Genomic DNA, 24,595 nt, shown 5'->3' on the forward strand with positions numbered 1-24,595 from the left:
AAATAAAAAATAGCAAAAAGCTTCAACTACCTACATTTTGATCAGCAGCTGAAGCATCTCGCTTGTTTACTTTTTGTTAGTTGGTTCAGAAGTTTCTGTTGATTGATTGAAAGATGAAGGCGTCTCTGCTGCTAAAGACTTGCCTAATGATAGAATGTATTCTCTTAATGGTCCACCCACTTCTGGATGTGTCAATCCATATTCGATGCTTGTTTTCATAAAACCAAATTTGTCGCCGACATCATAACGTTTTCCCGTAAATTTACGTGCGAATACGCGTTGTGTCTTATTCAATGTATCGATTGCATCGGTCAATTGGATCTCATTACCTGCACCTGGTTTTTGCTCTGCTAAGACATCAAAGATCTCGGGTGTCAATAAATAGCGTCCAATAATTGCTAAATCACTTGGTGCTTTACTTGGTTCAGGCTTTTCAACAAAATCTTTGACATTGAATAAGCCGTCTTCTAATTCTTCCCCTGGATTGATGATTCCATATTTAGATGTATCTTTGTGTGGTACTTGCATCACGGCGATCGTTGAAGCATGTGTACGCTCATAATCGTCGATCAGTTGTTGTGTCAATGGGATTTCATCTTCCATGATGTCATCGCCTAACATGACAACAAACGGTTCATTGCCGATAAATGCTCTTGCTTGTAAAACCGCGTGTCCTAACCCTTTAGGATGTGATTGACGAATAAAATGAAGGTTTACATCCGTTGTTTCTTCTACTAATTTCAGTAATTCAGTTTTTCCTTTTTCGCCTAAGTTCGTTTCTAATTCGATATTTGAGTCAAAGTGATCTTCAATTGGGCGTTTTGCTTTCCCTGTCACGATCAAAATGTCTTCAATCCCTGATTTTAACGCTTCTTCTACGATAAATTGAATCGTTGGTTTATCAACGATTGGCAACATTTCTTTTGCCATCGCTTTTGTTGCAGGTAAAAATCTTGTTCCTAAACCTGCTGCTGGAATCACTGCTTTTTTTACTTTCATTTTTTTCTCTCCCTTAAAAATGTTAGTGAAATTCATTCTCTTTTTTACCATCGCGCAACATGATCTCTGTCGCTGCTTCATTTATGTTCTTGTGCTCATATAGCACTTCATAAATCGTTTGAGTGATCGGCATCTCGATCCCCATGGTCTCAGCTAACTCTTTAGCGGCACGTGTCGTCTGGACACCTTCCACGACCATGCCCATATTATCCAAGACTTCGCTTAATTCATGGCCTTGTCCAAGCAGATTACCGGTACGCCAATTTCTCGAGTGGATACTTGTACAAGTGACAATCAAATCACCGACACCGCTCAGTCCGATGAAGGTCAACGGGTTTGCTCCCATAGCAACACCTAACCGGCTGATTTCTGCTAATCCTCTTGTCATGATAGCTGCCTTTGCATTGTCCCCAAACCCTAAGCCATGGATTGCACCTGCACCGATTGCAATAATGTTTTTTAAAGCGGCACCCATTTCAACCCCAATGACATCAGGATTCGTATAGATTCGGAAATAATGATTCAAAAATAGTGTTTGAACAAATTTAGCAGCATCTGCCTCCGTACTCGCAGCAGTGATCGTCGTAATATCGTGACGAGCCACTTCTTCTGCATGACTTGGACCCGATAAAACAGCGATTGCTTGTCTCTTTTCTGCTGGGATCTCTTCTGCTAGGACTTCTGAGATCCGCTTGTGTGTTCCTTGTTCTAAGCCTTTACTTGCATGGATGATCACTGGTTTTGTTTGTAAGACCTCAACGAGTTCTTGACATACAGAACGAATCGCCTTAGTCGGTACTACGAACAAAACAGCATCTACATCAGAAACAGCCTTCGCCATGTCCGAATATGCGATGATCATTTTGGGTAATTGGTGTTTTGGTAAATAACGCTCATTGGTATGCTTTTGGTTGATTTCATTAACCTGTGAAGCACGGTGACTCCAGAGTCGAACGTCATGACCATTTTCAGCAAGCACTTGTGCTAATGCTGTTCCCCACGAGCCAGCACCTAAAACCGCTACCCTATATTTCATTTTACCACTCCTGCAAATTTTTTCATTTTTTTCGACTTGGACTTTAGATAATGAATTGATTTTTGCCTAAAGATCGGTCGTAATCTGGTAAGTTGCCTTTTTTCCGACGCCAGATGAATAGAACGATTGCTCCAATGAATAGCACAGCAGATAAAAGCTGTGACACACGGATCGTATCTAAAAGGTAAAGACTATCCGTTCTCATTCCTTCGATGAAGAAACGACCAAAACTATACCATATCAAGTAAATCAGTGCGATTTCCCCTTTTTTCAAAAGATGCGTTTTTTTCCGTAGTGATAAGAGGATGATCACGCCAATAAGGCTCCACACCGATTCATAAAGGAAAGTTGGCTGTCGATAGATCCCATCGATATACATATTATCAATAATAAAATTCGGTAAATATAGACTTTCTAAGAAACTCCTTGTTGTATCTGGTCCAAATGCTTCATGGTTCATGAAATTTCCCCAGCGCCCAATTGCTTGTGCTAATAAAACACTAGGTGCAGCAATGTCCAAGAACGTCCAGACATCAATGAAGTGATATTTCGTGTAAAAATATAATGTGATACCTCCTGCAATCAGACCACCATAAATCGCTAGTCCGCCTGAACGGATATTGAATATTTGGATCGGATTTGCAATATACTGTGGTAAATCGAACAAGATGTAATACAAGCGTGCGCCAATGATCGATAGCGGTAATCCCCATAACATAAAGTCAGTGACGTCTTCTGCTTTCATTCCTACTCTTACTGCTTCTCGACTACTTAACCACATGGCGATGATAATGCCTGAAACAATGATCAATGCGTACCAGTAAATAGGAACGCCTAAAAGGTCAAAAGCGACCCGATTGATTTGTGCAATCATACTTTCACTCCTAGCTATTGTCCGTTTGAATTTTCTTCGATCAAACGGCTCAATCTTTCTTCAAATGTCTTCGTTGCATCGAATCCCATCGTTTTCGCACGGAAATTCATCGCAGCAACTTCAATGATGATCGCGACATTTCGTCCAGTTTTCACAGGTATTTTGATTTGCGGAATACCTACTTCCGCAATTTCAACAGAAGTATCTTCAGACCCTAAGCGATCGTATTTTTTCTCTTTTGCCCAAGCTTCTAAGTAGACAGCTAATTGGACTTGCATCGATCCTCTGACTGCACTGGCACCAAAAAGATTCATCACATCAATGATCCCGATTCCGCGAATCTCAATCAGATGTTCAAGGATTTTCGGTGGTTCACCAATAACGGTTAGCTCATCTTGTTGATATACATCCACTCGATCATCTGCAATCAATCGGTGGCCTCTTTTGATCAGTTCTAATGCTGTTTCACTTTTACCGATCCCACTATCTCCTTGGATCAAGACACCTAATCCATAGACATCGACTAAGACGCCGTGAACACTTGTCCTAGGTGCTAATCGTCCATCTAAATAACTCGATAATTCACCAAGTAAACGTGAGGTTGAGATCGGCGACCTCAAGACAGCCATGCCATGTTCATTCGCAGCTTGAATCATTTCTTCCGGTGCAGCTAAACCTCTAGAGATGATAAAGGCTGGCATGTCTTCACTGCATAAACGACGCATGATCATCAAACGCTCTTCTGGCATCATCCGCTCTGCGAAGCTGATTTCTTTGCTTCCAAATAATTGTAGTCGATCATGAGAATAATAATTAAAATAACCGGTCAATTCCAGTCCAGGTCTGGAGATATCACCAGTTACGATGACACGATTTAAACTTTGTTCGTCACCAGTGACGATTTCTAATGATAGTTTTTCTACTAATTGGCTAACTTTTACCATTTCTGCCATTCGTATACCTCATTTCTATTAAACTGTTCTCTTTTATTTTATCATTCTATCGATAAAAGTACTACCAATAAAAAAAACAAGGGATATCCTTTTCATTACACTCGTTTTTTATGGCAAGCACCGATCAAGAAATCGCTATCATTTCTTTAGAAATAAGAAGAGGAAGCGACAATTGCCACTTCCTCTTTCCACTTATTTGATTGTGCTTTATTGTCCTTTGCATTGTTTTCTAACGATTCCTGTTCATATTACGATTGCTAACGATGATATTTACGAATGACATGATCACTGCAATCATTATAGCTGATCCAAATGATGAAAAGCTAAAATTAGCTGCTCCGACAAAGAAGGAGGTCATTTGTAAAATCAATGCGTTGATCACAAAAGTGAATAATCCAAACGTCAACAAGGTAAAGGGGATCGATAAAAACATAATGAATGGCTTGACTAATAGATTCAGCACAGAAAGAACAAAACTCGCCACAACTGCGGTCCAAATACTATTCACAAATATCATATTTGGAAAAATAACTGCCAGAGAGATAAACGTCAGCGTACTAACAACAATACGTTGAAGATAAGACATTAAAAGTCACTCCATTCGTCATCGTTGATTTTCTCTGCCTCTTTTCGTTTATTCGTTTGTTCTCTGTAGTTGTTTTTTTGATAATAGTCGTTGTCATGTCCATAACGACGTTGATTATTCTTTCCTGAAGGCACAAGTAAAGCCAACAGAATGTATAAAATAATTGGGCTTCCGAATGCAACTAAACTCAAGAAGACGTAAATGACACGAACAACTGTTGGATCAATCCCAAGATATTCAGCAATCCCGGCTAAAGTACCAGTCAATACAATATTTTTATTTGATTTTGTCAACTTTTTTTTCATTTTCTTTCACCTCTGTTCTCCTATTTTAATGGAAGAAAGATACTAAAACAATCTTACTCCGGAAGATTTATTGAAATAATAAACCTATTATTTGTTTCTTATAAGTATGATTTTCGCTTCGCCTTCTTCTTTCTGAAGGACGAAGCGAAAAAATTATTTATCTGTATCTTTTAAATAGATACTACCTGTTGTAGTAGACAATTCGATTTTCGCCATTTCATTTTCAGAAACGCGACGGAATTCTAACATTTGATTCGTGCGCTCTTTCTTTTCACGGATCACTTCATAATCAGACAGGCGGCTATTGATACTACCTAAACTTGTTTTTGCATGACCGTCCATACCGATGGTTGTTGGCAATGCAACTTTTACGTTACCATTGACTGAGCTTGCTTCGATTTTCTTCAAACGATCTTCTTTCACTGTCAGACGAACATCCCCATTGACTAATGAAATCGCTAAGTTTTCTGGTGTTGCGCCAAAAGTAACTGTACCGTTGACTGTTTCAATGATTGAATCTAAAATATCTCCATTACGGACATCGATATTCCCGTTGACTCCACCAATCTCAAGCATCGTTGCAGCCATTTGGTCAACCAAGATATTGCCGTTTGTTGATTTCATGTAAATATCTTTTACATCTAAGTCTTCAACTACAATATTACCATTGAGTAATTTGATTGCTGTATGGTCATACGTGCGTTTTGGTAAGTAGAAGACTAAATCGGCACGTACACGTTTGTTCGGGATTTGGAAAGAAATATGTTCTTCATTGACTTCGATCTGGCTGCGTTCAGCAAATGCTTCATAAGGCTCTGCACCCATTTTTCCATAAAGCTTGATTTTCGCTTCGACTTTTACGTCTTCGCTATCCCAAGTTTTCAAGGTTACATTCCCATTTGCCGCTTTGATGTCGATAATACTTGCTTGTGGTGCGCTATAGTAAAATTCGTGTTCAAATTTAGTTGTAGCGATGCCAGGTACTCGCAAGCTGACATCTTTCCATTCCATATTGTCATTCACTGTGACAGAAACATTTTGGAAGGTTTTCTTTAAGAATTTACCTAGTTGACTTCCAGCTTCAGTCATTTTTTCGCCGACTTGGTTCAATGTGTCATTTGCTTGTTCTTTCCAATCTTCTGGCAAGTCAAATTTCTCAGCAAAGGTGTCTTTTTTCTCAGACCATTGGTTTTTGCGGATATCTTTTAATTCAGCTTCAAGCTTGATCCGTTCTTCAGATAAGAGATCTCCAGCTTCTTCAAGTTCTTTGACTTCTTGCTCCAATTGTTGACGTTGTGTCAATTCTTCTTCTGTTAGTTGATCCAACTCTTCTTTTGTATTCAATTGCATCAATGTTTCCTGTTTTTCATTGCGTGCAATTTTATTTTCAAAAAGTTTTGCGTTGACCTCATCTAAATGCGCAGAAGTTTTGTTCGCTTCAGTCGCCAATTCATCTAAGATTTTTTCTAGATTCTCTTTGTCTTCTTGTTCTTTTTGTCTCGGATCTGGTTCTACTGCTTCACGTTCAGCTTTGCCATTTTCAAGTTCATCGACCAAACGGCTTGCTTGATCTTTTTCTTTACGATCAGCATGTACACGATCTGCCTCTTTTGCGATTTGCTTTTCATCTTTTTCAGTTGCCATACTCTCCAATAGGTCTAAACCTTCTTCTGTTGAAAGGATGCCTTTTTTAACTAATTCTAAAATACGTTCTCTTTCTTTCATGGAAATTGCCTCCTTATAGCAAAAATTGTTTGCAAGCTTTTCCTTACATACACATTATGCAATGATTTGAAGAAAAAGTCATAGGACTTAAGTTGTAACTTTCTCTCATTCTTAGGATGATTTTTTCTGTCGAGTGAATAAAATTGAAGAAATGACTGATGTTATCGGTAAAACAAGGATCGCTGCACTTGTCGTGACCACTACAGTCACATACTCCAAAACGAAAGTTTTTTCGTTGATCAACTGGCCAAAAGACAACTCTAGATCAATAAACCATAATATCAGGGCTAAACAATTTCCCATAAAAGCAAAAACCAATGTCGTTACTGTTGTAGCTAAAATTTTTCTACCGATCCGTATACTCGATTTTACTAATTCACGATAGCTTTGTAATGGATCTGTGACGTATACTTCATAGGTCGCACTAGCGATAGATACACTTGCGTCTAACACGGCTCCACTCACACTGATCAATAAAATTGCTCGTGTCAATGCGAAAAAATCCAAGGGTACGTGCAAATCGAACCCTGTCAGCTCATCTAATTCAATCCTTGTAAACCCTTGGATCGCTAATTCAGAAAGAAACGGAGTCACCACTAAGAAAACCACTAAAAAAAGTAATACACTAAGAAAAGCTGCTTTCATTTTAAGATTGTAGCCATTAACAAAAAACAATGTGACACTAGTGATCAACAAAAAAATCACGATGGCACTTGGTAATATTGGCAAACGAAAATGATACAGGAGCAATAGAAGGAAAAACAATAGGACGTTAATGAACAGCCCTAAGATCGTATAAAACCCATTTTTCCCACCAACCAGTAAAATCAATAGCACTAAGAGAAGCGCTAAGAGCAAAAGTACATTCATCAAATCGCCCTCCGATACTTCAAATGGCCTAAATAGCAGAAAAGTGTAATGGGAATTGAAAGGACAATACCTAGACTTCCGCTGATCACACGTAGCAATTCCAACGAGAGGTGCAACTCAATTGCATCTCTCAAGGGCCAACCATTGTTAAAGTATACAAGTAACATCGGGATCGTCCCACTGACGTATACGAATAGTAAGATATTCGTCATGGAGCCAATTACATCTTGTCCCACCATTTGACCAGACTGCCACAATCGTTTCACCGTTATTTTTGGTTGTTTACTCACCAACTCATCTAAAGTAGTCGTGACTGTGACAACTGTATCCAACACACCACCAGTCATCCCTACTAATAAACTAGCTAAAAAAACGGAACGATACGGTCGAGTCAAGTAACTCATTTCCTCATACCGTAATCCTTGATCGTTCAAATAATCCATTGCGAACAAACAAATTAGAAAAGCTACACCTACACTCGTCATCGTTGCGACGATTTTTATCAGTCCACCTTGTTGCCAACCATCTAAGGCAAGAACGCAAATGATCGTTCCTAGAAAGACAAAAAGGATGCTCGTCATCACCAATGATATCCCTTGAGTCTGCGTGAAACCCTGAAGAAGTAAAATCAATAACAAGAGATTGAGTCCTACACTGATCAAAGTGAATACGCCTGCTTTTCCGCCTACGAATAAGAGTGAACAGATAAATAAACTGGTAAAAAGGAATAACCAGCCGTCATTTTTTTTGCTGAGTATCTGCCACTCATCTCCAATTTTACGTACGAGATAAAGTTGATTCGTCTTAGCTTTTGCATGTTCGATCTGATTTTCTTGGTGCGGAATAAACAGAGTCAGTTCTGTTCCTTTCGCTTGCGTATTCATCAATTCTCCTTTGATTACTTGTTGTTCATTTTCTAGCGATACTTGCTGTACTTGCATGATTGGGTCTTCGTACCATTCAGTGGCATGTTGGATTACCCATGCGGCCACAAAACAACTACAAAGAATCAAACATTTGATCAATAATCGATTTTTTTTCTGCATACGCCTTCCTTTCTGAGGTTGTGAAAGAAGCGATCAGCACTAAGGAATAAGGCAGAAAAATCGAAAAATGGCTTTTTCATTTTTGATTTTTTTGACTTATGTCCGAAGTGTTACTTCTTGAACACCGTTTATTCATTTTTAGAAGGAACAGGATGTCTAATGTACCTGATCCTTAAAATTGATGGAATGGATAACAACAAACAATTAATCATCGCAAATCTCGAATAATTGTCTTCTATATTAATAAAAAAGCCAACTTCCAAAAATATATCTCTCTTTTCGGAAGTTGGCGCTTATTTCTCAGAAATACTGATCAGCATTTGACAAAAATCAGCGAATGATTTTTATCTTTGATTAGTCTCTTCGTTATGATTTGTGTTCAACTCAGTGATTTTACCTGTAGCTAGATACACGATCCATTCACAGATATTTGTTACGTAATCACCGATCCGCTCTAAATAACTTGCTACGTTGACATAGTCTGTTCCACTGATGACAGTTTCGGGATTTGATTGCATATTTTTGATCGTTGCATTGTAGATCCGATTGAAGGATTCATTGACACGATGATCCATATTTGCAATCGTACGTGCGTCCTTTTCATCTGTTTTAACGTAAGCGACTAAGACATTATCTACCATTTTTTTGACATAATCAGACATATCAGAGATTTCTTTTTCGATTTCAGGAATTCTTGTTTCTCCCTTAAGACGAATCGTTGATTTAGCGATAGAAACTGCGTGGTCGGCCATACGCTCTAAATCTGAACTTGCTTTCATTACTGTGATGATCGTTCGTAGATCAGTTGTCACCGGTTGTTGCAAAGCAATCATTTCAAAACTTTTTTTCTCTAATCGTGTTTCCATATCATTGATCATAATGTCATTTTCAATTACTTCTTTTGCAAGAACTTTGTCGTGTTTTGTATAAGAGCGCACTGATTTATGCACCGCATTACTAACCATCATGCCCATTTCGTAAAATTGATTATGAAGGTTCAATAATTCTTCTTCAAATTGTGTTCGTAACATCCTCTTTCCTCCTTATCCAAATCGTCCTGAGATATAATCTTCCGTTTCTTTTTTATCTGGATTCATAAATATTTTTTTCGTATTGTTAAACTCGATCAAATTGCCATCTAAGAAGAAAGCTGTTTTGTCTGAGATACGGGATGCTTGTGACATATTGTGAGTCACGATGATCATCGTATAACGTTCTCTTAACTCTAATAACATACTTTCTATTTTACCAGTAGAGACTGGATCTAAGGCACTAGTAGGCTCATCTAATAAAATAATTTCTGGATTGACAGCTAGCACGCGGGCGATACACACTCGCTGTTGTTGTCCCCCTGATAAAGACAACGCACTTTTATGCAATTTATCTTTGACATCTTCCCAAACAGATGCTGCTTTCAAGCTTTCTTCTACTACTTGGTCTAACACTTTTTTGTCTTTTTCACCTTTGATTTTCAACCCATAAATGACATTTTCATAGATTGAAAATGGAAAAGGATTTGGTTGTTGGAACACCATACCGATTTCTTTACGCAGTCCAACGATATCTGTTTTAGGACTGTAAATATCATTGCCTTTGTATACGACACTACCAGTGATCGTTACACCAGGGATCAAATCATTCATACGATTCAATGAACGTAAATAAGTAGATTTCCCACAACCAGATGGTCCGATCATCGCAGTGATCTCGCCTTTATTGAAACTTAGATCAATGCCTTTCAAGGCTTCTTTTTCCCCATAATACAGATGAAGATCTTTTGATGAAATAATTTCTTTTGTCATAGCAAGTCCTCCGTCTTAACCAAAATGACCGGACACATAGTCTTCAGTTGCCTGAATCTTAGGTCTAGTAAATATCTTATTCGTCTTGTCATACTCGATCACATTTCCAAGATAGAAGAACGCAGTGTAATCACTGATTCGGGCAGCTTGTTGCATATTGTGAGTCACAATAATAATCGTATAATCTTCTTTTAAGTTGACTAACGTTTCTTCGACAGTCCCAGTTGAAATTGGGTCTAACGCACTCGCTGGTTCATCAAGCAATAAAATATCTGGTTTCATCGCGATTGCGCGAGCGATGCAAAGACGTTGCTGTTGTCCACCTGATAACGCCAAAGCACTTTTATTCAAACTATCTTTGACTTGATCCCATAATGCCGCTTGCTTCAAACTAGTTTCGACGATCTCGTCTAGTTTTTGTTTGTTTTTCTCACCATGCTGTTTCAAGGCAAACGTAATATTGTCATAGATCGATTTACTAAAAGGATTCGGACGTTGGAACACCATACCGATTCGTTTACGCATTTCATAAACATCGATTTGTGGTGCATTGACATCCACATCTTTATACATGATCTTTCCAGTGATCTTCGTGTTTGCGATCCCATCGTTCATTCGATTCAATGAACGTAGATAAGTGGATTTCCCACACCCTGATGGTCCGATCAATGCAGTGATTTTATTCTTTTCAAATTCAAGATTGACACCTTTAATGGCTTCGTTATCGCCATACCATACATGCAAATCATCTGTATGTAGCGCGATATCTTTTTCAGCGCCCATTTTGATGATGTTGGTTTCATTCATATTATATTCTTTCATTCTGCTTCTTCTCCTTAAGCTGAAGTCATTTTACGGTGCAGACGTTTCCCAATTGCTCGAGCACCAAAGTTGAATAGTAACACAGCGATGATCAATACTGCAGAAGCTCCTGCTGAAACGGAAACACCATCGGGCATCGTTCCTTCTGTATTGATTTTCCAAATGTGGACAGCTAGTGTTTCAGCTTGTCGGAAGATACCGATCGGGCTTGAAATGCTAAATGGATTCCAGTTAGTAAAATCTAAGGCTGGCGCACTTTGACCAGCGGTATAGATCAACGCTGCGGCCTCACCGAAAATACGACCAGAACTCAAGATGACCCCTGTCAAAATACCTGGTGTCGCTTCTGGAACGACGACACGAAGCACTGTTTCCCAGCGAGACAATCCTAGAGCTAAACCAGCTTCACGTTGGGTATAATGGACAGCTTGTAAAGATTCCTCGACCGTACGAGTCAATAAAGGCAAGTTGAATACTGTCAATGCCAACGCACCTGAAATGATCGAGAACCCATATTGGAATTGGATAACGAAAACCAAGAATCCAAATAAACCGACAACAACAGAAGGCAATGAGCTAAGAATCTCGATGGATGTGCGGATCACATCTGTCAACCAGTTCTTCCCTGCATATTCAGATAAATAGATCCCTGCACCGAGTGAAATCGGAAAACTGATGATCATCGTGATGATCAGTAAATAGATGGAGTTGAATAATTGGATACCGATCCCGCCACCTTCTTGATACGCTTTTGATGGTTCAGTCAAGAATGACCATGAGATATGCGGGATACCGCGAACTAAAATATAAAGAAGCAACGCAGCGAGGATCAGGACGATGATGCCTGAAATCACATATAAGACACCTGTTGCTATTTTATCAGAACGTTTTGCATTCATTATTTCAATTCTCCCTTCTTACCAATCAAGCGGATAACGATATTAAAGAATAATGACATCAAGAGTAGGATCAAGGCTAAAGACCATAACACGTTGTTTTCAACGGTACCCATGATCGTATTACCGATACCCATCGTCAAGATCGATGTCAGCGTTGCAGCTGGAGTGGTAAAGCTTGTTGGCATCAATGCCGCATTACCGATAACCATTTGGATCGCTAAGGCTTCACCAAAGGCACGAGCCATCCCAAAGACGATAGCTGTCAAGATCCCAGGAATTGCTGCACGTAAGACTACTTTATATGTGGTTTGCCATCTCGTTGCGCCCAACGCAAGGGAAGCTTCACGATAGTGTCTTGGTACGGCTTTTAACGCATCGACTGTCATCGTCGTAACCGTTGGTAAGATCATTACGAACAACACAAATGTTCCGGCTAAAATACCAAAACCAGTTCCGCCAAAAATGCCACGAATGAATGGAACGATGACGGATAGACCGATAAAACCATAAACAACTGAAGGAATACCTACAAGCAGTTCAATGACCGGTTGTAAAATCTTTGTTCCGTTTTTCGGAGAGATTTCTGTCATGAACACAGCTGCTCCGATGGCAAAAGGTGTTGCAATGATCGCAGATAAAAAAGTAACGATAAACGAACCCGCGATCATTGGTAGGGCTCCTACCATTGGTTTTCCATCAGGTCCGAGTGCGCTCGGATTCCAATTTGTTCCAAATAAGAAATCAAAAACATTGATTTTATCAACAAAAAAGGTCGCTAACCCTTTGCTGGCAACAAAATAAAATATTGCTAAAACAACCACTACAATCAATGCAATACATAAAAAGCTGATAAACTTTCCACGTTGTTCCATTTTCGAGCGCTTGGATTTAGTTACTAGTGCTTTTTTTACATCTTCCACAGATGATTCCTCCTTGGTCCTTTAACATACCTATACAGTCTACTAAGCGAATATCAATTTGATTTTAATAACATGTAAATTTTTTGCTAACTTTGTAAATTTTGTGTAAAGATGGTTAATTCACCACATTACCTTCCCAATCGCGTTCAACTTTCATACTCGACACTGGAATATAGCCTAAATCACCGACAATATTTTTTTGCACTTCATCTGATAAGATATAGGCTAAAAAGTCTTTCGTTAATTGACTTGTGTCTTTTCGCGTATACATATGCTCATATGCCCAAATCGTCCAATCATTCGTTGTGACATTCTCGTCTGTTGGCTCAACTCCGTCGATTTTCAGTGTATCCACATCTTTTGATACGTAAGAGAATGCGACATAGCTGATTGCTCCTGGCGTATCAGCAACGATTTGACGGACCATCCCACTAGAATCTTGCTCCTGGGAACGAATCGCTGTTTCACCGTCTAAGACCCATTTTTCAAAAGTAGCTCTCGTTCCACTACCTGCTGCACGGTTCAAGATCACGATTGGCTGATCTTTTCCACCTAGTTGTTTCCAGTTCGTCAGTTCACCAGTAAATACTTTTTTCAAATCTTCCATCGAAATGTTTTCGATGCCGACCTCTTTATTGACAATTGGTGTGATGCCCACTACTGCTACTCGATGGTCGATCAGTGCGGACGCATCGATCCCTGATTTCTCCTCTGCGAACAAATCGGAATTACCAATCTCAACAGCGCCTGATTGGACTTGCGATAAACCAGTACCACTTCCGCCACCTTGTACATTAACAAATTTGCCGGGATTTTCTGATTGATATGTCTCAGCAACCGTTTCAACTAAAGGTTGTAAAGCGGATGATCCCACCGCTGTGATCGATTCTCCTTGGTCGACCAGGTTTGAACACCCAGACATTGTTATAAATAGTGCTATCATTGGTATTATTAATCGTAATTTTTTCATTAGAAATCTCCTTCAATCCTAAAGTATTTCCATTTTAACATTTTCACTATTACTTGAAAATCAATTGATTTTATTAAATAACAAATAATTTAATTTAATTAAAAAAAATACTATCTCAATAAATTTTTCTATGCTATACTGGCATTGAAATGTGTCTCTGTATCAAGCAAGCATTAACTTATTTCTTGCTTTCCCCAAAAAACAAGAAATACCCCAAAAGTTAATTCCCGCTCTTGCGAGACGCTTTCTCCATTTCTTGTAATAAAACTACAGAAATGGCCCCGATAGAAAAGGACATGAAAGTCTGCTCTTATGAGTGTATTTCATGTCCTTTTTTGTTCAGTTTTTTACAAGAGTGGCGAAACAAGTCGAGCCAATCCTTCTTTTAGCTTGATCATCCAGCCCCGAGCCTCGTAACGTTCTTTTGTCAAACGATCAGAAACCTTTGAATCTTCAAAAAATGCCCCTCGCACTTGGGTAGCGATCCGTTCGTCATAGATCAGTGTATTGACCTCAAAATCTAACCGGAAAGAACGAACGTCGATATTTGCTGAACCTACAGAAACGATCCCGCTATCGATGATCATTGTTTTCGCATGGATGAATCCATTCTCATATGTTTCAATGACAGCACCATATTCGATCAATTCAGCGGCAAAAGAATACGTTGCCCAATAGACTAATGGATGATCTGGTTTATTTGGGATCTGCAAATGGACCTTTACACCGGATAACAATGCCAATTTCAACGCTTCATGGATTGATTCATCTGGAATATAATAAGGCGTTTGGATCAAAATCTCCCGCTTAGCCAATGAGATCATTTTAAGGTACGTCATTTTGATTTGTTCATGTTCTGAATCAGGTCCACTCGTCACGACCTGTAAGGCAATCTCACCAGTTGATGCAATACTTGGGAAAAAGCGCGCCGCATAGTTTACTTCTTTTGTATGTTGAGAATTCCAATCCATCAAGAAGCGATTTTGTAACGCATAGACTCCTTCACCATAGATACGCAAATGATTATCTCGCCAATAACCAAATTTTTGCACGAGACCCAAATACTCATTTCCCACATTGAATCCACCCGTATAACCAATTTTCCCATCGATTACTACGATCTTTCGATGATTTCGATAATTGATTCGCGGGTTCAGATAAGGAACAAAAAGAGGAAAAAAGAAAGCAACTTCTCCACCAGCTTCTTTTAACTCATGGAAAAATTTGGTTGAAACTTCCGTCGATCCCCATGCATCCAGTAAAACTCTTACTTGCACCCCTCTGCGGACAGCAGAAGTCAATGCTTGGCATACCTCGATCCCTAAGCTATCGCTACGATAAATATAATATTGTAGATGGATATGATCAGTTGCCTGTTCAATGTCCTCGATCAAACGATCAAATTTTTCTCTTCCATCGGTGAACAGCGTAACGTCATTGCTTGTGGTATACAGTGTGCTTTCTCCAACAGTTAACATATAAATCAACTGTTTGACATCCACTTGCCCAGTCGGAGGATGTGGATATAATCCCCGCATCAATGCCTGTCGATCCTCTTCGATTTCTAAGTTCTTACCGATCTTTCCTTGGATCTTCAAATCAAAAATCTTATCTTTTGAAATCCCACGTCCAAAGAAAATGTAAAGGAAAAACCCTAGGATCGGGATAAAAGTCAGTACAAGTAACCATGCCCAAGTTTGAGCAGTTTCTTTTCTTTCGGTAAAAACGATCACTAAAGATAATAATGTATTCGTAAGTAGTAAGATCGTCGAAAAATTGTCAAAAATAATATCCATTGCCTCACCTCTTATCCGGCTATCCTCCTTAGGATAGCGAAGTTGTTTTTTAAAGTAAAGAAAAACCACTGATTTGTCTATCAGAAAAACCGACTTTCTTAGAATACTATAGATAGACAGGATAGAGTAAGTATATTTTTCTATAAAATAGATTTTACGTATAAAAAAAATTTTATAAAAAAAACCAGCAGGATCGCTCCCACTGGTCTGCTTCATATCTTTGTTTAAAATTTCAAAAATCTTCTCATTGAAATAATCGAACCTAATGAACCAATAATGATACCAATACCGGCCATCAATGCGTCAATTTTCCAAACGATATCCTGTGGCTGTATCAATGAATAATTTGAGCGCAACAAGGTTGGATTGAGCAATCTGTATACTTCCTGATACCCAAAAGTGAGGATCAATACAGGAATAATGGCTCCGATCAAACCGATCCAACCACCTTCAAGGAAGAAAGGCCAACGGATATAGCCATTCTTGGCACCAACTAAACGCATGATCTGGATCTCTCTTTGCCGTGAAATGATCGTGATACGAATCGTATTTGAGATCAAGAACATCGCGACAAACAATAACAAGGCAGCTGCTGCTAATCCCCATGTACGCACTGCCGCAGCAATATTAAAGATTCGGTCAGACGAAGTACCACCATAATCCGAACGGAAAACATTTTTTAACTTCGCAGCTTCTTCAGAAACTTCTTTTGTATAAGAAGGTTGTGTCGTTGTTACAACATACACATCGTATAACGGATTACCGTCTCCTTCAAATAAACTCCAAGAATCACCCATTTGATCCTGGATTTTCTTTAATTCTTGGTCTTTACTTGAAAATTCAACTTTATTGACATGATCAAGCTCATTCAATTCCTTTTCGAGCGTTTCCATATCTTTCTCATTCGTTCCGATATCAACGAACACAGAAACATCCACGTTACCTTCGATGTCTTCAGCTAATTTAGTCGCATTCATGATGATTGCCATAAATACTCCAACTAATGTCAATGTGATCGTTACTGCACTGATTGATGCGACAGTCATCCAACCGTTACGTTTTAAACTTTTGATACTTTCTAATAAATGGCGGAAAAAGGTTCTAATCATCGTATCCATATTCCCCTTCCGCTTGGTCACGAATAATCCGGCCATTTTCAATGGCGATTACGCGGTGACGAATTGTATTAACGATCGTACTATTATGTGTAGCCATAACAACAGTCGTTCCTTGGGCATTGATTCGATCCAACAACTTCATGATTTCCCATGAGTTTTCCGGGTCTAAGTTTCCTGTCGGTTCATCTGCAATCAATACTTTTGGTGTATTCACAATTGCCCGGGCAATCGAAACACGTTGTTGTTCCCCACCTGACAATTCACTTGGGAAAACACGTACTTTATGTTTCAAGCCGACTAAATCTAAAACTTCCATGACACGTTTTTTTATGTCACGAGGTTTTCTGCCGATGACTTGCATCGCATACGCGACATTTTCATATACTGTTTTTCGAGGTAACAATTTATAGTCTTGGAAAACTACTCCGATTTCTCTACGTAAATAAGGTACTTCACGATCCTTGATATCTATCAGATCATGGCCAGCAACGTTCAGCGTGCCCTTCGTTGCTTTTTCTTCTCGGTACATCAACTTGATGAATGTAGATTTACCAGCACCAGATGGTCCTACTACATAGACAAACTCTCCTTGGTCAATGACGATCGAGAGATTTCGGATAGCTGTGGTACCATTTGAGTACTTCTTCATTACATCCTTCATTTCAATCATGGCGTTCTCTCCATATCTTTTCAGTCTTTAGTCATTATAGCATGGGAATGTTTCAGCTTGCTTTCGAAATCTTACAATTTTATTTCAATTTACTATTAATCGTGAGTAAGCTACATGTGCATTTTTAAATAGCCATCGATGAATGGGTCTAACTCGCCATCCATCACTGCTTGGACATTTCCTGTTTCTACATTGGTCCGATGATCTTTGACCATCGAATAAGGATGGAAAACATAAGAACGGATTTGTGAGCCCCAGCCAATTTCCATTTGTTCCCCACGTAGTGCTGCTGCTTCTTGTTCTTTCTTTTCAACTTCCAATTGATAAAGTTTCGCTTTCAGCATCCCCATCGCTTGTTCACGGTTTTTTAATTGTGAGCGTTGTGCCTGACTGGCAACGACCGTTCCTGTTGGCAAATGCGTGATCCGTACAGCAGATTCTGTTTTGTTGATATGCTGTCCACCCGCTCCACTTGCTCGGTAAGTGTCGATCTTCAAATCATCAGGATTGACCTCGATGTCGATCATGTCATCTAATTCTGGCATGACATCGACCGAACAAAATGACGTATGTCGGCGTTTCGCCGAATCAAATGGCGAGATCCGAACCAGACGGTGAACGCCTTTTTCTGATTTCAAATAACCATAAGCATTATGCCCTTTGATCAATAATGTCACACTTTTGATTCCAGCTTCATCACCAGCTTGGTAATCTAACATTTCCACTTGGTAGTTGTGTTGCTCTGACCAACGGGTGTACATTCGTAACAACATACTTCCCCAGTCTTGAGATTCTGTTCCCCCAGCACCTGGATGCAGCTCGACGATGGCGTTATTGCGGTCATAAGGTCCATCTAGTAACATGGCTAATTCGTAAGTCGTCATTTTTTCAGCTAACGCACTGATTCGCTCTTGTGCTTCTTCTTGCATTTGCGCATCTGGCTCTTCTTGTAACATTTCCACCATCAATTCTAGTTCTTCTAGCTCTTGTGCGAGTTCATTGAACTGATCATAGGTTTCTTTGTTTGCATTATTTTCATTGATCACTTTTTGTGCAGCTTCACTATCATCCCAAAAACCTGGTTCAGCCATTTTTGCTTCTGCTTCAGCAATATCTTCTTCCAGCTGATCTAAGTCAAAGAGACCCCCTAAAACTTGTGACTTTCTCTTGCATTTCGGTTAGGAGGTTTCGAATTTCAGAAATTTCCATTTCGATTTCCTTCTTTCTGTCTAATCTTCATTGTTTAGTCTACCAGAATCTTGAACGAACAGAAAGAATAAGATGCGACAAGCTTGCCACTTTCCCTTTTTCATTCCGTTCTTAATGGTAGTGTGTCCCAAAAGTAACCTCTTCGGAAATAAGGTGGAATCCACAAAAATTCAACGAACGATTTTTGCGGATTCCACCTTATTTCTTGAGGCTCAGTACTGCTTGACCTCAGGGAAGTCATAAAACAAAAAATAGTGCTTTAAGATTCCCTATCTATTTTAGTTTGTGAAAAGGAACGATCACTCTCATATGAGGGAAGTTCCTTTTCTGAATTGATCAAATCTTATTGTTCAGTATGAACGATTTCTTTCAATAGGAAAGATTACATTTCATTCTTGCCGTGACAATTTTTGAATTTTTTACCACTGCCACATGGACAAGGGTCATTACGACCAACTTTATTGACACTGACAGGCTGTGATTTCACATTCAATCGACTGTTTTCTTTCGCGCCGCCTTCTGTTGGTTGAACAGGCTGTCCTTGAGACACTTGTTCACGTTGGACGTTTTGACGGATCTCTGCTTTCATAAAGATACGTGTTACTTCGTATTCGATTGCACCAATCATGTCTTCAAACATTTTGTAGCCTTCTGTTTGATATTCGACAAGTGGATTGTTTTGTCCGTAGGCACGTAGTCCGATCGATTGACGTAATTGATCCATTGCATCGATGTGGTCTGTCCATTTTGAATCGACAACACGTAAGATCACGACTTTTTCAAACTCAAGCAATTGCTCAGGACCATTTAATTGTGAAGCTTTCGTATTAAAGATTTCTTGTGCTTTTTCATTTAAGAAATCTTTGATTTGTTGTGGTGTCTTGCCTTCTAGATCAGCCATTGAAATACTGTCTTCATGGACAAGTGTACTACCAGCAAAGTCGACGATTCCTTCAAGGTTCCAGTTTTCTTTCTCAAGTTGCGTGTGGGCATCCACTACTCGACTGATTGTTCGTTTGACCATATTCATCAATGGTTCAGATAGACTTGTTTCTTCCATGATCACGTCTTGACGTTGTTTATAGATGACTTCACGTTGTTCACGCATCACATCATCGTATTGAAGAACGTTTTTACGTGTGTCGTAGTTGTTTCCTTCTACACGTTTTTGCGCTGATTCAACTTGTTTCGACAACATCTTACTTTGGATCACTGCATCCTCTTCACCGATCTTCATGCGTTCCAAGAAAGCTTTGATTCGTTCCGAACCGAATCGTTTCATCAAGTCATCTTCAAGAGACAAGTAGAATTGTGACATCCCTGGATCTCCTTGACGACCTGCACGTCCACGTAACTGGTTATCGATACGTCTTGATTCGTGACGTTCTGTACCAATAACAGCTAAGCCACCCAACTCACGAACACCTAGACCTAACTTGATATCCGTACCACGACCAGCCATGTTCGTTGCAATCGTAACTGCCCCTTTTTGACCAGCATTCATGATGATCTCGGCTTCTTTAAAGTGGTTTTTGGCATTTAGTACTTCATGAGGTACGCGTTCTCGGTTCAATAAATCAGAAAGCAATTCAGACGTTTCAACAGCGACGGTACCTACAAGAACAGGTTGTCCTTTACGGTAACGATCTTTGATATCTTGAACGACTGCATTGAACTTGCTTGTCAATGTCGGATATAACAAATCTGGACGATCATCACGAATGACCGGACGATTTGTAGGGATTTGAATGACTTGGATGTTGTAGATTTCTCTAAACTCTTCTTCTTCTGTCTTCGCTGTCCCTGTCATACCAGATAATTTCTTGTACATACGGAAATAGTTTTGGAATGTGATCGATGCCATCGTTTTTGTTTCATCTTCGATTTCTACGCCTTCTTTGGCTTCAATCGCTTGGTGCAAGCCATCAGAATAACGGCGTCCATCCATGATACGACCAGTAAATTGGTCAACGATCATTACTTTTCCATCTTGGACCACATAGTCGATATCTAAAATCATGATATAGTTTGCGCGTAATGATTGATCGATATGATGCGTTAAAGCAGAATTTTCGATATCATATAAGTTATCTAAACCGAAAGTTTCTTCCGCTTTTTCAATTCCAGCTTCAGTCAAGCTGATCGTTTTTGATTGAACATCGATTTTATAATCTTCTTCTTCTTTCAATCGTTTGACAAAGTTATCAGCACGCGTATATAACGCAGTTGACTTTTCTGCTTGTCCAGAAATGATCAATGGCGTTCTTGCTTCATCGATCAAGATCGAATCGACTTCATCGACGATCGCATAGTTCAATGGACGTTGTACCATTTGATGACGATAAACAACCATGTTGTCTCTCAAATAGTCAAACCCTAGCTCGTTGTTTGTACTATACGTAATGTCACAATTGTAGGCTTCACGTTTTTCATCTGCTGATTTTGAATTGATATTCAAACCAACTGTCAAACCTAAGAAGTTGTATAACTCACCCATCTCATTGGAGTCACGAGTAGACAAGTATTCATTGACAGTAACTACGTGAACGCCTTCTCCTGTCAAAGCATTTAAATAAACAGGCATCGTAGCAGTCAAGGTTTTCCCTTCACCGGTACGCATCTCTGGAATATTTCCATCATGAAGGACGATCCCCCCCATTAACTGCACAGGGTAAGGGTACAACCCTAATACGCGTTTTGCTGCTTCACGAACGACTGCGAAAGCTTCTGGTAAAAGTTGATCTAATGTTTCCCCTTTTTTATATCTTTCCTTAAATTCGGTTGTCTTTGCTTGTAATTGTTCATCTGTTAATGCTGCCATATCATCAGCATGAGCTTCGATTTTCTTTACAATACTTTCTAAACGTTTTAGTTCTTTCTTATCATTTTCGATAATCGAACGAATAAAATTGGCCATGCGTTGTTTAATCTCCTTTTATATAATATCCAAACTATGTAGACTCTGTTTCTTATTTTATCATTAGTTGTGGATAAATGAAATAACTTAAGTCAATTAAAGTGATATCTTCATAATTATTTCATATTCTTTTTATCTATCCAATCCGAAAAAAAAGCTTGCAGTAGTCATTCGAGACCACTGCAAGTTTTTTTCATGTTATTATTTCGTTATTTATCAATCAGTTTCGATCAATCCATATTTGCCATCTTTACGACGGTAAACAATGCTTGTACCATTCGTTTCTGCATCTTCAAAGATGAAAAAGTTATGGCCTAACATATTCATTTGTAAAACAGCTTCTTCGCTGTCCATTGGTTTCAATGACAAGCGTTTTGTACGAACGATATCTAATTCAGACTCATTTTCTTCTTCGTCTTCATTATTGAACATAACCGCCGCATTTGCTGTATTCAAACCAGTTTCACGAGATTTACGATTGATTTTTGTTTTGAATTTGCGGATTTGACGTTCCAATTTATCAACAACCAAATCAATACTTGCATATAGATCAGGTGAAGTTTCTTCGGCACGTAATACGAGATAAGGTAATGGAATCGTAACTTCCACTTTTGCTGTTTTTTCAGTATAAACTTTTAAATTCACATGCGCCGTAGCATCGGGAGCATCGCTGAAATAACGTTCTAATTTTCCTACTTTTTTCTCTACGTAGTCACGAATCGCTTCAGTTACCTCGATATTTTCGCCGCGTACATTATATCTAAACATAAAAACTACCCCTTTCATCTACCACAATCAAGAAGGAGAAGGACCACTCTTTCCCTCTTCTTACTTCTATTATATCGAACTCGTAAGCATTTGCAAACTAAATCGCTGTCATTTTACTACTGTTTCTACAAAAAGCTTATCTAGCAAGTGAGAACGTCTGTACTTTATTGGGTGACTGCGCCAAAAGGCAGGACGCTGCATGGAACATCGTTTGGCCAGTCGTATAAACATCATCGATCAGCAAGATATTTTCCCCTTTGATTGTAGGTGTAGATGGCTGATAAACAAATGGTTGGGTCGTAATCAAACGTTGCACTCTTGTTTTCTTGGATTGTGGTATATGGTGTTTTTCTCTGATCAGCAATTCTTGAAAAGGAAGCCCAGCAGCTCTCAATAGTTCACTCACTTGGTTAAATCCTCTTTCGTTGATCCTTTCTGTAGACAATGGAATCGGACAAAAAACAAATGACTTGTATTGTTTTCGCAATTCTTGCAACTCTACGCTAAATGTATGTGCCAACAGGATATCCCCCATGAATTTATATTGTTTGAGCCAAGTACGGAACGCTTGATCGTAGCGGAAGAACGCACGATGACAAAAACGATAGTCAGGGTAACGTGCCTGCCAATTCAAGCAATCTCGGCAATAGTCATGTTGATCAATCGCCTGTTTATTCAATACTTTTTGGCAGCCTTCACACTGGTGGCGACTCTTCTGTCGTATTCGTTGAAATAAGAATTGACATTCCTGGCAACATCTCGCTACTTTTTTCAGTCCAAGCAATTCACCGATTGTTATATTTCTGCTAAATATTTTCTTACAATATACGCATTTCATCTCGTTGCTCTTTTCCTTTTTTATTCATTTGTTTGATTTCTTTACACGCTTTTACGATAGCACGCGTCTTTTCTTCATAGAAAAAATAGACCTGACTATTCGTGAATCCTCCCTTTCGATCGGCACGTCCAGCAATTTGGACCAGTGATGATTTGCTGAATACCGGATGGTCGGCGCCTAAAACAATGACTGAGATCCGTTCAAAAGTCACCCCACGCTCTAAGATCATCGTGGTCAAAAACACATCGTAGTGTTGCTCTCTCATATTTTGGACTTTGCTACTACGTGCTTCATCTTTTGAAGAGGCGGATGTCATACGACAAGGCAATTGTTTTTTTAATTGTTTCTCCAATTGCTCCATTAAAGAGATACTCGGGCAAAACAATAGCACATGGTTTTCTTTGACTAGCTCTTGGATCAAGCGACACAATCGTTGATTCTTTTTTGGGTGCAAACAGCGATTTGCCCACTGATCCCAAAAAAGCAGTTTCGGTTCTGGCAATAATCGCTGATGAAAGCGTAAAGCCAACTGATGAACACTCATAGCTGTTCGGCTTTTTTTCAATAACTGGTCATCGGGTGTCGCACTTAAATATATCAGTTGGCCATTTCTTTGTAGCGCGGTTGCCACTGCATAAGCTAACCCTTGATCCCCCACAAATGGAAAAGCATCCACTTCATCTACTACTAAAAGAGCAAATGCTCGGTAAAAACGATACAACTGATGCGTCGTACAAATCACTAAAGAACCATAGCGATCAGGTCCTTCTGATTTCCCATGAAGCAAGCGGATCGTTTCTTCTGGGAAGACCTGGCTAAGTCGTAGGTATAATTCCTGACAAACATCGATCCTTGGTGAGGCGATAGCAACTCTCCCACCTTTAGCTAAGGTAGCGTGGATACTGGCGTAAAGCATCTCTGTCTTGCCTGAGCCTGTAACTGCCCAAACCAAATGCTCACCCGATCGTTCACATAGATCATCTGAAATTTGCTGTTGTAGTGTTGTTAATTGACCTTCCCAATAGTGATTTACATGACGCTTCTTTCCATTTGGTTGTTCGAATAAGTAGAGCTGTTGCAGGGTATCGCAACGCCCCAAAAACAGACAGTGGGGACAGTAGTAGGTAGACGCATTGAGCCTTGCTGATTTCAAAGGGGTCGTTTGACTGCAACGATTGCAATAAAGCTGCTTCTTTTTTACTGTGACTGCATCGACCACTTCATAGTTCAATTTTTTATAAGAATGTTCATTCCCATATACTTCTCTAGTTAATAATCGTCTGCCAAAAAAATCTTCCGCGTGCATGTGTACTTCTCTCCCTTCGCAAAATAGATACGCAAAAAAAGAAATCCTTCATGCAGAATCAATCGGATTGATCCAATTAGAAAATCAGCTAATCAGCGGACGAACGAACGCGATGATTTCAATGGAAAACAAAAAAAGTATGAAACTGAATCCGCGGACCATTTCT

Annotated in this window: 23 protein-coding genes; all 23 read right to left on the reverse strand. The window is 39.3% G+C overall.

Translation table 11 applies throughout. The annotated features are described in order from the left end of the window. Positions 1-66: 66 nt before the first annotated feature. Complete coding sequence (gene galU, locus IGJ19_RS09915) at positions 67-999, reverse strand: UTP--glucose-1-phosphate uridylyltransferase GalU (RefSeq protein ID WP_010734931.1); 933 nt, start codon at positions 997-999, stop codon at positions 67-69. Positions 1,000-1,021: 22 nt separating this feature from the next. Next, positions 1,022-2,035: an NAD(P)H-dependent glycerol-3-phosphate dehydrogenase gene (locus tag IGJ19_RS09920; protein WP_071866767.1), complete on the reverse strand. Its 1,014-nt coding sequence runs from the start codon at positions 2,033-2,035 to the stop codon at positions 1,022-1,024. A gap of 43 nt (positions 2,036-2,078) precedes the next feature. Beyond that, on the reverse strand, positions 2,079-2,909 hold the full coding sequence (lgt, locus tag IGJ19_RS09925; protein ID WP_086334954.1) for a prolipoprotein diacylglyceryl transferase: 831 nt from the start codon (positions 2,907-2,909) through the stop codon (positions 2,079-2,081). Between the two features lie 14 nt (positions 2,910-2,923). Further along, entirely contained in the window at positions 2,924-3,862 is a 939-nt protein-coding gene (gene hprK, locus IGJ19_RS09930) for an HPr(Ser) kinase/phosphatase (RefSeq protein WP_010734928.1), read from the reverse strand. Positions 3,863-4,091: 229 nt separating this feature from the next. Next, entirely contained in the window at positions 4,092-4,448 is a 357-nt protein-coding gene (locus IGJ19_RS09935; protein ID WP_010734927.1) for a phage holin family protein, read from the reverse strand. Next, positions 4,448-4,753: a PspC domain-containing protein gene (locus IGJ19_RS09940; RefSeq protein ID WP_010734926.1), complete on the reverse strand. Its 306-nt coding sequence runs from the start codon at positions 4,751-4,753 to the stop codon at positions 4,448-4,450. Before IGJ19_RS09940 ends, IGJ19_RS09935 begins: the two co-directional genes overlap by 1 nt. A 153-nt stretch (positions 4,754-4,906) precedes the next feature. Then, a complete protein-coding gene (liaX, locus tag IGJ19_RS09945; RefSeq protein WP_430603868.1) occupies positions 4,907-6,478 on the reverse strand; it encodes a daptomycin-sensing surface protein LiaX in 1,572 nt (523 codons plus the stop codon). Positions 6,479-6,589: 111 nt separating this feature from the next. Next, entirely contained in the window at positions 6,590-7,348 is a 759-nt protein-coding gene (locus IGJ19_RS09950) for a YibE/F family protein (RefSeq protein WP_074799550.1), read from the reverse strand. Then, positions 7,348-8,394 (reverse strand): YibE/F family protein, encoded by a 1,047-nt coding sequence (locus IGJ19_RS09955; protein ID WP_430603870.1) that lies wholly within the window; start codon positions 8,392-8,394, stop codon positions 7,348-7,350. Before IGJ19_RS09955 ends, IGJ19_RS09950 begins: the two co-directional genes overlap by 1 nt. Positions 8,395-8,738: 344 nt before the next feature. Further along, positions 8,739-9,425 carry a phosphate signaling complex protein PhoU gene (gene phoU, locus IGJ19_RS09960; protein ID WP_074799552.1) on the reverse strand — a complete coding sequence of 229 codons (687 nt, stop codon included), beginning with the start codon at positions 9,423-9,425 and terminating at the stop codon, positions 8,739-8,741. A 12-nt stretch (positions 9,426-9,437) separates the two neighbouring features. Beyond that, positions 9,438-10,196 carry a phosphate ABC transporter ATP-binding protein PstB gene (gene pstB, locus IGJ19_RS09965; protein ID WP_010734920.1) on the reverse strand — a complete coding sequence of 253 codons (759 nt, stop codon included), beginning with the start codon at positions 10,194-10,196 and terminating at the stop codon, positions 9,438-9,440. 15 nt (positions 10,197-10,211) lie between these two features. Beyond that, positions 10,212-11,018 (reverse strand): phosphate ABC transporter ATP-binding protein PstB, encoded by an 807-nt coding sequence (gene pstB, locus IGJ19_RS09970; protein WP_074799553.1) that lies wholly within the window; start codon positions 11,016-11,018, stop codon positions 10,212-10,214. 14 nt (positions 11,019-11,032) lie between these two features. After that, a complete protein-coding gene (pstA, locus tag IGJ19_RS09975; RefSeq protein ID WP_071866761.1) occupies positions 11,033-11,917 on the reverse strand; it encodes a phosphate ABC transporter permease PstA in 885 nt (294 codons plus the stop codon). Next, entirely contained in the window at positions 11,917-12,837 is a 921-nt protein-coding gene (gene pstC, locus IGJ19_RS09980; protein WP_034687410.1) for a phosphate ABC transporter permease subunit PstC, read from the reverse strand. The genes pstA and pstC overlap by 1 nt, the downstream gene beginning before the upstream one ends. Before the next feature lie 115 nt (positions 12,838-12,952). Next, a complete protein-coding gene (locus tag IGJ19_RS09985) occupies positions 12,953-13,807 on the reverse strand; it encodes a phosphate ABC transporter substrate-binding protein PstS (RefSeq protein WP_071866760.1) in 855 nt (284 codons plus the stop codon). A 347-nt stretch (positions 13,808-14,154) separates the two neighbouring features. Then, complete coding sequence (gene cls / locus IGJ19_RS09990; RefSeq protein WP_071866759.1) at positions 14,155-15,603, reverse strand: cardiolipin synthase; 1,449 nt, start codon at positions 15,601-15,603, stop codon at positions 14,155-14,157. Between the two features lie 224 nt (positions 15,604-15,827). After that, a complete protein-coding gene (ftsX, locus tag IGJ19_RS09995) occupies positions 15,828-16,712 on the reverse strand; it encodes a permease-like cell division protein FtsX (protein ID WP_307725285.1) in 885 nt (294 codons plus the stop codon). Next, positions 16,705-17,391, reverse strand: a complete 687-nt coding sequence (gene ftsE, locus IGJ19_RS10000; RefSeq protein WP_071866757.1) for a cell division ATP-binding protein FtsE — start codon at positions 17,389-17,391, stop codon at positions 16,705-16,707. The genes ftsX and ftsE overlap by 8 nt, the downstream gene beginning before the upstream one ends. 110 nt (positions 17,392-17,501) lie before the next feature. Next, a protein-coding gene (gene prfB, locus IGJ19_RS10005) for a peptide chain release factor 2 (protein ID WP_181880069.1) occupies positions 17,502-18,600 on the reverse strand; the annotation gives its coding sequence in 2 pieces (ribosomal slippage) (positions 17,502-18,527 and positions 18,529-18,600; 1,098 coding nt in all). Between the two features lie 382 nt (positions 18,601-18,982). After that, a complete protein-coding gene (gene secA, locus IGJ19_RS10010) occupies positions 18,983-21,517 on the reverse strand; it encodes a preprotein translocase subunit SecA (protein ID WP_086334961.1) in 2,535 nt (844 codons plus the stop codon). Between the two features lie 216 nt (positions 21,518-21,733). Further along, positions 21,734-22,285 (reverse strand): ribosome hibernation-promoting factor, HPF/YfiA family, encoded by a 552-nt coding sequence (hpf, locus tag IGJ19_RS10015; protein WP_010734910.1) that lies wholly within the window; start codon positions 22,283-22,285, stop codon positions 21,734-21,736. A gap of 136 nt (positions 22,286-22,421) precedes the next feature. Then, positions 22,422-22,964, reverse strand: coding sequence for a ComF family protein (locus IGJ19_RS10020; RefSeq protein ID WP_240145263.1), 543 nt, complete (start codon positions 22,962-22,964; stop codon positions 22,422-22,424). A 139-nt stretch (positions 22,965-23,103) separates the two neighbouring features. Further along, complete coding sequence (locus tag IGJ19_RS10025) at positions 23,104-24,429, reverse strand: DEAD/DEAH box helicase (protein ID WP_142433284.1); 1,326 nt, start codon at positions 24,427-24,429, stop codon at positions 23,104-23,106. Between the last annotated feature and the right edge of the window lie 166 nt (positions 24,430-24,595).

Origin of the sequence: Enterococcus sp. DIV1368b (assembly GCF_050529595.1) — a bacterium.
GTDB classification, from domain to species: Bacteria; Bacillota; Bacilli; order Lactobacillales; family Enterococcaceae; genus Enterococcus_B; species Enterococcus_B mundtii.